The organism is Butyricicoccus faecihominis (assembly GCF_024462775.1).
GTDB lineage: Bacteria > Bacillota > Clostridia > Oscillospirales > Butyricicoccaceae > Agathobaculum > Agathobaculum faecihominis_A.
In genome coordinates this window covers 38,292-47,562 of the sequence record NZ_JANGCE010000029.1, presented here as the reverse complement: position 1 = coordinate 47,562, position 9,271 = coordinate 38,292, and the positions used below count along the sequence as shown (strand labels likewise).

Annotated in this window: 9 protein-coding genes and 1 tRNA gene; 9 read left to right on the top strand and 1 reads right to left on the bottom strand. The window is 60.8% G+C overall.

Annotated elements, in window-relative coordinates; genetic code table 11:
- Positions 1-102 precede the first annotated feature (102 nt).
- On the top strand, positions 103-1,959 hold the full coding sequence (recQ, locus tag NE562_RS13785) for a DNA helicase RecQ (protein WP_280963016.1): 1,857 nt from the start codon (positions 103-105) through the stop codon (positions 1,957-1,959).
- A gap of 205 nt (positions 1,960-2,164) precedes the next feature.
- Here the strand turns inward: recQ and NE562_RS13780 are convergent, their stop codons facing one another.
- On the bottom strand, positions 2,165-2,923 hold the full coding sequence (locus NE562_RS13780) for a MerR family transcriptional regulator (protein WP_280963015.1): 759 nt from the start codon (positions 2,921-2,923) through the stop codon (positions 2,165-2,167).
- A gap of 127 nt (positions 2,924-3,050) precedes the next feature.
- Here NE562_RS13780 and pfkB point away from each other — a divergent pair, with 127 nt between their 5' ends.
- The 8 genes from pfkB (at position 3,051) to NE562_RS13740 (ending at position 9,107) form a co-directional block, all read left to right on the top strand.
- The gene (gene pfkB, locus NE562_RS13775) at positions 3,051-3,977 is read left to right on the top strand and encodes a 1-phosphofructokinase (protein WP_280963014.1); all 927 of its coding nucleotides are present in this window, start codon (positions 3,051-3,053) and stop codon (positions 3,975-3,977) included.
- Positions 3,978-4,018: 41 nt separating this feature from the next.
- Entirely contained in the window at positions 4,019-4,879 is an 861-nt protein-coding gene (gene rfbD / locus NE562_RS13770) for a dTDP-4-dehydrorhamnose reductase (RefSeq protein WP_280963013.1), read from the top strand.
- Entirely contained in the window at positions 4,876-6,147 is a 1,272-nt protein-coding gene (locus tag NE562_RS13765) for a dicarboxylate/amino acid:cation symporter (RefSeq protein ID WP_280963012.1), read from the top strand. Before rfbD ends, NE562_RS13765 begins: the two co-directional genes overlap by 4 nt.
- Before the next feature lie 72 nt (positions 6,148-6,219).
- Positions 6,220-6,306, top strand: a tRNA-Leu gene (locus NE562_RS13760).
- Positions 6,307-6,441: 135 nt separating this feature from the next.
- A complete protein-coding gene (locus tag NE562_RS13755) occupies positions 6,442-6,984 on the top strand; it encodes a flavodoxin family protein (protein WP_280963011.1) in 543 nt (180 codons plus the stop codon).
- Positions 6,985-7,001: 17 nt separating this feature from the next.
- Complete coding sequence (locus tag NE562_RS13750; RefSeq protein WP_280963010.1) at positions 7,002-8,114, top strand: aldo/keto reductase; 1,113 nt, start codon at positions 7,002-7,004, stop codon at positions 8,112-8,114.
- Positions 8,111-8,680, top strand: coding sequence for an ECF transporter S component (locus NE562_RS13745; RefSeq protein ID WP_280963009.1), 570 nt, complete (start codon positions 8,111-8,113; stop codon positions 8,678-8,680). Before NE562_RS13750 ends, NE562_RS13745 begins: the two co-directional genes overlap by 4 nt.
- Positions 8,667-9,107: a DUF1893 domain-containing protein gene (locus NE562_RS13740; protein WP_280963008.1), complete on the top strand. Its 441-nt coding sequence runs from the start codon at positions 8,667-8,669 to the stop codon at positions 9,105-9,107. Before NE562_RS13745 ends, NE562_RS13740 begins: the two co-directional genes overlap by 14 nt.
- The last annotated feature ends 164 nt before the right edge of the window (positions 9,108-9,271 follow it).

Here is a 9,271-nt window from a genome sequence, read left to right as displayed (position 1 = left end):
CCCCCCCCCCCCCCCCCCCCGGGACCTTTGCTTTTTCATTGCCCTTTTTCCCACCAGATGGTATGATAGGAAAGGGAAAACGCATACAAAGAGGAGAAGTATATGGAAAGCGCGGCGGCAAAGCAGGTTTTAAAGCAATATTTCGGCTATGATTCGTTTCGGCCCGGGCAGGATCGGCTGATCGAGGCCATTCTGGAGGGGCGCGACGTGCTCGGCGTGATGCCGACGGGCGCGGGCAAATCGCTTTGCTATCAGGTGCCCGCGCTGCTGCTGCCCGGGGTGACGCTCGTTATCTCGCCGCTGATCTCGCTGATGCAGGATCAAGTCGGCGCGCTGCGGCAGTCCGGCGTGCCAGCCGCTTATTTAAACAGCGCGCTTTCCGCCGCCGAAATGGGCGATACGCTGTACGAAGCGCGGCAGGGCGGCTACAAGCTGCTTTATGTCGCGCCCGAGCGCCTGACTGCGCCGGATTTTCTCGCCTTTGCCCGCGAAGCCGAGATCTCCATGGTCACAGTGGACGAAGCGCACTGTATTTCCCAGTGGGGACAGGATTTTCGCCCCAGCTACTTAAAAATACTCGACTTTCTTTCGCTTCTGCCGCGCCGCCCGCTCGTTTCCGCCTTCACCGCGACCGCGACAGCCACGGTGCGCGAGGACGTCGTGCGCGCGCTCGCCCTGCGCGAGCCGTTCACGCTGACGACCGGCTTCGACCGGCCCAATCTCTATTTCGCGGTCGAGCACCCATCCAGCAAGCCGCAGGCGCTGCTGCGCCTGCTCGCCGGACGGCGGGACAAAAGCGGCGTGATCTACTGCGCGACGCGAAAAACCGTGGAGGATGTGTGCGACATGCTCTGCGCCAAGGGCCTTGCCGCGACCCGCTACCACGCGGGCCTGCCCGCGGAGGAACGGCAGCAAAATCAGGATGATTTTTTGTATGATCTGAAGCCGGTCATGGTGGCGACCAACGCTTTCGGCATGGGCATCGACAAATCGAACGTTTCCTTCGTGATTCATTACAACATGCCGAAAAACATGGAAAGCTACTATCAGGAAGCCGGACGCGCGGGGCGCGACGGCGAACCGGCGGACTGTATCCTTTTATACAGCGGGCAGGATGTGCACACCGCCCGCTTCCTGATCGAACGCAGCCGCGAGGCCGCGCCCGAGGAGGGACTGGACGAGCAAACGCGCGCCGCCCTGCTGGATCGGGAATATGAACGCCTGCGCCAAATGACCTTTTACGCCACCACGACCGATTGCCTGCGCCGGTTCATCCTAGGCTATTTCGGCGAAGCCGCGCCGGTATCGTGCGGGCACTGCGGCAACTGCGACACCACGTTTGAAGAGGTGGACGCCACCTTGGACGCTCAGAAGATTCTATCCTGCGTATACCGGCTGGCCGAACGCGGGCTGCATTTCGGCAAGATCGTCGTCAGCGCCGTGCTGTGCGGCAGCCAAAGCGAAAAAATAGAAAAGTTCGGCCTGCAATCGCTTTCCACCTATGGCATTATGGAAGAGCAGACGGCAAAGCGCGTGCGGCAGCTGATCGATACCTTGATCGACCGGGGCTGCCTGCAAAGCGACGCCGAACGCCACAACACGCTGTACCTGACGCCCGCGGGCAACGCGCTCATGCGCGGGCGCGACACCTTTGTAATCAAGCTGCCGCGCGAAAAGCCGCCCGTGCTCAAGGCCGCGGAAAAGGCCGGGGCCGCCGTGGACGCGGCCGACCCCACGCTGTTCGACCTGCTGCGCGACTGCCGCGCCCGTCTGGCGCGGCAAGCGCACGTGCCGCCCTATATTATCTTTTCCAACGCCGCCTTAAGCGACATGGCCGCCCGCAAGCCCATTACCGCCGAGGAATTCCTTGAAGTGCGCGGCGTGGGCGAAGCCAAGGCCGATCGCTACGGCGTACCCTTTCTGGAAACCATCAAAGCCTATTTGCGCGAAAAAGATTGAGGAAAACCGTCAATGTCATTTAGTTAAGGAATTTTTATAAGTTTGTCATCCTGAGCGAAGCGAAGGATCTCGCGCGAATGCGCGGCATTTACCGAAATCGCGCGTTCGCGCGAGATTCTTCGTCACTCTGTTCCTCAGAATGACAATCGGATAAAGCTTATCTTAATGACATTGGGGAAACCGTTCAGTTCCCCTCGATCAGTCGTTATTTCGCCCAATATGCAACGGCGTCGCGCAAAAACGCCGCGCAGCCCTTTACGTTTTGGTCATAATAAGCGGTGAAGCGCTCATCCGCCACATAGCCCTCGGCCAAACCGCGGTGCGCCTCGGCGCTGTAAGCGCGCCACGTCATGCCAAGCCAGCTTTTGTGCATGGCGGTGATCCGCTGCCCCGCGTCGCCCTCGGGCGGCTCGTGGCTTTGCACCGCCTGCTCCAGCCGGCGCAGAATTTCCGCGCCAAGCGTTTGGAAGCGCTCGTAATCCGCTTCCGTCATGGCGAGCAGTTTGGCGTTCGACGCGTCCATGTCCGCGTCGCCGTATTTTTGGCGCGCCTCCGCGCCGTAAGCTTGTTCGTTTTCACGCACCACGCGCGCTTTGAACGCTTCAAACTTTTCTTGATCGGCCATTTTTGTTCCTCCTTCGATGCTTGCAATGGTTTTCTTTACGGTTTCGATGAGGAGCGCGGTCTCCGCCTGCCGCGCGTGCAGAGCGGACAAATGCCCCCGGAGCGCGTGCAGCCGGTCAAAATTATCCGCGTTGATCATGCGGGCGATTTCGGCAAGCTCCACGCCCAGCGAACGGTAAAATAAAATCTGCTGCAGCAGATCGACCTCGCTTTCGCCGTACCTCCGGTAGCCGGTCTCGCGTACGGCGCCGGGCTTTAGCAGACCGATCCTGTCATAATAGCGCAGCGTGCGGGTGGTGATGCCCGCGAGCTTCGCCAATTCTCCGATCGAGTATTCCATTTGCTCTCGCCTCCTCATGAGGTCAGTATAATGGTTGACGCAGCGTCAAAGTCAACGCTTTTTGAAAATCTTTTTTTCGCGCCGTTTCCAGCTTTTTGGTATGACGGCGCCACGGGAGGCCCACACTATGATCTATACGGTCACGCTTAACCCTTCGATTGATTATATTGCCCATGTCGACCGGCTGAATCCCGGCGCGCTCACCCGTACAAACGGCGAAGCGGTCTATCCGGGCGGCAAGGGGATCAATGTGGCGCTGGTGCTTTCACGGCTCGGCCTTCCCGTGCGCGCGCTCTGCCTGACCGCGGGCGAGACCGGCGCCATGTTCGAGCGGCTGCTCGCCCCCACCGGACTGCCCTGCCGCTTCTTCCGTTTAACGGACGGCATGACCCGCATCAACGTGAAGATCAAGGGCGAAAAGGAAAGCGAGCTCAACGGCACCGGCCCCCGGCTTTCCGCCGAAGCGCTGGGGGCGCTGGAACGCGAGCTTTGGCGGCTGGAGGCGGGCGATTGGCTCGTCCTTTCCGGCGCGCTTCCGGCGGGCGCGCCGACCGATCTGTACGCGCGTTTCGCCGCGCTGGCCAAAAGCCGCGGCGCGCGCGTGGCGGTCGACACGGCGGGCGCGCCGCTGACCAGCGCCCTTCCGGCGCAGCCCGACCTGATCAAGCCCAATTTGGCCGAACTGACCGAGCTGACCCGCAGCGCCGCGCAGACCCTTTTGGATGTTGCCGCGAGCGCCGCCGCCCTGCAAAGCGCGGGCGCGCAGACCGTTATGGTCTCTCTGGGCGGCAAGGGCGCGGTGCTGCTGGACGGCGCGGACGAAGCGCTGCGCCTGCCCGCGCCCACGGGCACGGTGCTCAACACGGTCGGCGCGGGCGATTCCATGGTCGCGGGATATCTCAGCGGCCTTGCCTGCGGCCAAAACGGTCGCGAAGCGTTTCGCCTTGCCGTCGCGGCGGGCAGCGCCGCCGCCTTTTGCGATTGGCTGCCCGATCGCCACGTGATCGACGCGGTGTGCGCGCGCACCGCCCGGCCGCGCCCTATCCGCTTATGACCATCTTACCACAGAACGCATAGAAAAAGAGGTATTTCCCTATGAGTATTGCCACCCGTGTGTGGATCACCGGCGCGAGCGGCCGCCTTGGCTCGGCGCTCAGCCGCCTGTTCGGCGGTACGGCCGCGTATAAGCTGCTGACCAGCGACCACGACGTACCCGTCGGCGACAACCGCGCGGTCGACCGCTTCGCGGACATGAACCGGCCCGATGTGATTATCAACTGCGCCGGACTGACCGATGTGCGCGAATGCGAGTTAGATCCCGAGCACGCCTACAAGGTAAACGCGCTCGGCGCGCGCAACCTTGCCGTCGCCGCCAGACGGCTGGACGCCAAGCTGATCCAGATCTCGACCGACGACGTGTTTGACGGCACGGCTTCAGGCGCTTTGTGCGAATTCGACGAGCCGCACCCGGTGACCATGTACGGCAAAAGCAAGTACGCGGGCGAAAAGCTGGTGCGCGAATTGACGGATAAGCACGTGATCGTGCGCTCCTCCTGGCTGTACGGCGCGGGCACGTACGACTTTGTGGACGAGGTGCTGGACGGCGCCCAAACCGGCGGCCCCCTTTCGCTGCCCGGCGACGAGATCTCCTCGCCCACCTCGGCGGACGCGCTCGCGGGCTTTATCAGCTATTTGGTGGACGCGCGCGAATACGGCCTTTATCACGCCTCCTGCGAGGGCGCGTGCTCGCGCGCGGATTTCGCGCGCGAGATTCTGCGCCTAACGGGACTGGAAAACGTGCCGGTGGAGACCACGGTCGCCGGAGAAAGCCTGCGGCCCAAGTTCACGCTGCTTGACAATATGATGATGCGCATGACCGGAATTTATCAAATGCCCGGCTGGCAAGACTCGCTTGCCCGTTATCTGACGGATAAAAAGACGGGAGGCCGCGCATGAGCGAACCTAAAAAGCGCAAAAAAACCGGCCTGACCACCCGCATCTTCGTGGCGCTGCTGCTCGGCGCGGCGCTGGGCGTGGCGCTGCACTATGCCGCGCAGGGCAGCCCCGCGGTGCAGCGCATCGTGGTGGACGGCGTGTTTAACGTGGTCGGAAACGGTTTTCTGCGGCTGATGAAAATGCTGGTCGTGCCGCTGGTGTTCTGTTCGCTCATCTGCGGCGCGGCGGCCATCGGCGATACCAAAACGCTGGGACGCGTGGGCGTCAAAACCATATGCTTTTACCTGCTGACGACCGCGCTCGCTGTCGGCGTGGCGCTGGCGGTGGCGGGTATTATCAATCCCGGCATGGGGCTCGATATGTCGAGCGTTGAGACCGTGCAGCCCGCGTTAGCCACCAAAACCGCCTTTGCCGATACGCTGCTGGATATCATTCCTGAAAATCCGGTCAAATCGCTGGCAGAGGGCAACATGCTGCAGATCATCGTGTTCGCCCTGCTGATCGGCATCATTTTGGCAAAGCTGCAGGATAAGGTACAGCAGGTGACGAACTTTTTTCAGCAGGCCAACGATATCATGATGGAAATGACCATGATGGTCATGAGCCTTGCGCCGGTCGGCGTGTTCTGCCTGATCGCCAAAACCTTTTCCGAGCTTGGCCTTTCGGCCATGAAGCCGATGATCTGGTACATGGTCGCCGTGCTGCTCGCGCTGGCGGTGCAGTGCTTCGGCGTTTATCAGATCCTGCTGAAGCTGTTCACCGGCCTGAACCCCTTGCACTTTGTCCGCAAATTCCTGCCTGTGATGGGCTTTGCGTTTTCCACCGCGACCTCGAACGCCACCATCCCGCTCAACATCGAAACGCTGGAAAACAAAATGGGCGTATCGCGCCGCATTTCGTCCTTTACCATCCCGCTCGGCGCGACCATCAACATGGACGGCACCTCGATCATGCAGGGCGTGGCGGTCGTTTTTGTGGCGCAGGCGTTCGGCATTGCGCTATCTCCGGCGGACTACCTGACCGTCATCGCCACGGCGACGCTCGCCTCGATCGGCACGGCGGGCGTGCCCAGCGTCGGTCTGGTCACGCTGGCCATGGTGTTCGATTCGGTCGGCCTGCCGGTGGCGGGCATCGGCCTGATCATGGGCATCGACCGGCTGCTCGATATGGCGCGCACCGCGGTCAACATCACGGGCGACGCGGTATGCACCACGATCGTCGCCTGTCAGGACGGCTCGTGCGACCGCGAGGTGTTCCGCGCAAAATAGCGTTTTATTTCCATTTTAGGGCGGTTGACATTTGACAGCGAGCCCTTTGGTCTGCTATAATAAATAAAGCGCGCCGCCATGGCGGAACTGGTAGACGCAAGGGACTTAAAATCCCTCGCTGGCAACAGCGTGCCGGTTCGATTCCGGCTGGCGGCACCATAAAAACGCCCTGCATTTTAACGAATGCGGGGCGTTTTCATGCATTCTTTTAAAAAATTTATTGCAAATAAGCTTGACATGGAGTGAACTCCAAGGAGTACGATAGGATCAGAAATAAATTTGGAGGAATGCAACATGAAGCAGAAAAAGGTATTGATCCTTTCCGCCAGTCCCCGGCAGGGCGGCAATTCGGACACCCTGTGCGACCAGTTCCGAAAGGGCGCGGAAGAGGCCGGACACGCAGCGGAAAAAATTTTCCTGCGCGATCACAAGGTGCAATACTGTACGGGCTGCGGCCTATGTGTCGGCCGTAAGGGAACCTGCTCGCAGCAGGACGATATGGCGGACATCGCGCAAAAGATGCTCGCGGCCGATGTGATCGTCATGGCGACGCCGGTGTATTTTTACACCATGGACGCCCAGATGAAGACTTTGATCGACCGCTGCTGCGCCTACTATACCGGCATGGAAAATAAGGAATTCTATTTTATCGTCACCGCCGCGGATCAGGATATTTCCGCCATGGAGCGCACGATCGAAGGCTTCCGTGGATTTACGCTCTGTCTGGACGGCGCGGTGGAAAAGGGTATCGTTTACGGTGTGGGCGCGTGGAACAGGGGCGAGATCGTCCATACGCCCGCCATGGCGCAAGCCTATGAAATGGGAAGGCGTGTATGACACGGGAGGAAAACCCTATGAAAAACTTTGGATTCGGCTGCATGCGCCTGCCGATGATCGGCGGGCTGGAAGGGCGGGTTGATCAGGCGCACTTCAACCGCATGATCGACCGGTTTCTGGCCGAAGGCTTTACTTATTTTGATACCGCCCACGGTTATCTGAACGGAAAGAGCGAGACCGCCATCCGCGAAGGGCTGGTAAAGCGCTATCCGCGCGACGCTTATCTGTTAACCGATAAGCTGACCGAAAACTACTTCCGGTCCGAAGCGGATATCCGGCCGTTTTTCCAGCAGCAGCTGGAAGCCACCGGCGTTTCGTATTTCGATTATTATCTGATGCACGCGCTGACCGTGGAGCATTATCAGAAATTCACTGCCGCGGGCGCGTTTGCAGTCGCCGGTCAGCTCAAGGCGGAAGGCAAAATTCGCCACCTTGGCATCTCCTTTCACGACAAGCCCGCCCTGTTGACCCAGATCTTGACCGAGCACCCGGAGATCGAAGTGGTGCAAATCCAGTTCAACTATGCCGATTACGACAACCCCAGCATTGAAAGCCGCGCCGTGTACGAGGTATGCCGTCAATTCGGCAAGCCGGTGATCGTCATGGAGCCGGTCAAGGGCGGCGGGCTGGTCAACCTGCCGGACGACGCCCGCGCCATTCTGGCCGGCCTGCGCGGCGGCAGCCCGGCCAGCTACGCCATCCGCTATGCTGCCTCCTTTGAAGGTATTTTCATGGTGCTCAGCGGCATGAGCACCTACGAGCAGCTTGAGGACAATCTGAGCTTTATGAAGGATTTCCGGCCGCTGGATGAAAATGAATTTGCCGCCATCGAGCGCGTGCGGGACATTCTGAAACGGCAGGACACGGTTCCCTGCACCGCCTGCCAGTACTGCGTTGCGGGCTGCCCCAAGCGCATACGGATCCCCGACCTTTTTGCCTGCCTGAACGCCAAAAAACAGTACGCGGACTGGAACAGCGATTTTTATTACGACGTCAGCACCGCCGGACACGGCAAAGCTTCGGATTGTATCGGATGCAAGCAGTGCGAACGCGCCTGCCCGCAGCACCTGCCCATTGCCGAACTGCTGAAAACCGTGACGGATACTTTTGAAGGAGGCGCAAACACATGAACAACACCCTTACCCTGACTAGGACCACAGTCATTCAAACCGCGAAAGCCCGCACCGCCGCCACGCTGGCGGCCGTGATCGCTGCGGTGGCCGTTCCCCAGTTCTTCCATATGCTCGGCGCGGCTTCCGGCATGGGCGCCGCGTTGGGACAAACGCTGCTGCCGATGCATCTGCCCATTTTGCTGGTCGGCCTACTGGCCGGGCCCGCGGCCGGTCTGGTCGCGGGGGCGCTGGGGCCCATTGCCAGCTTCGCGCTTTCCGGAATGCCCGGCGCGGCCATGCTGCCCTTTATGATCTTGGAGCTCGCGGGCTACGGGCTTGCCGCCGGACTGCTGGCCGGGACCAAGCTGCCCGCTTTCGCTAAGGTACTGCTCGCCCAGCTTGCGGGCCGTCTGGTGCGCGCCATCGCGGTTTTGGCCGCCGTTTACGGTCTTGGCGCGCAGACCGTTGCCGTCGCTTCGATCTGGACGTCGGTCGCCGCGGGTCTACCCGGTCTGGTGCTCCAGTGGAGTTTGCTGCCCCTCATGCTGTTCTGGCTAGAGCACCGGGAGCATGGCGATGCATGATATAGAGCAGGCCAAGGCTTTGCTGCGCGCGGGCGGCCATACCTGCGCGCTTTGCCGCGGAGGCGTTACCTATACCAGCACGGCGCGCGGCATCGCGCCCATGCTGGAATTGATCTCCGCCAGCACCGATCTGACCGGTTTTTCCGCCGCCGACAAGGTGGTGGGTAAAGCACCCGCCATGCTGTTCGCGCTCGCGCGCGTGCGCGCGGTCTATGCGCCGGTCATGACCGAAGCCGCGATTCAGACTTTGACGCGGTACGGTATCGAAGCTTCTTATGACCGGATCGTCCCGATTATTCAAAACCGCGCGGGCACCGGCCGGTGCCCCATGGATGAAGCCGTAAGCGCGCTGGACGACCCGGGGCAGGCGTTGGAGGCGATACGCCGCAAGGTTCAGCTGCTCGCGGCCCAGCCCCCTCATGCATAGAACCAATTCAAACATCATGTAACGAATGAGCCGCCGCCGTTTTCACGGGCGGCGGCTTTTTCGTATTTTGTTGGCACAAAGTGCTTCCGTATCACGCAGAATGCAAAGCGGCCGGCTTGTTCCGCCCCTGAAAGGAGCGTATAATATACGAAGAAGGGGTGTTT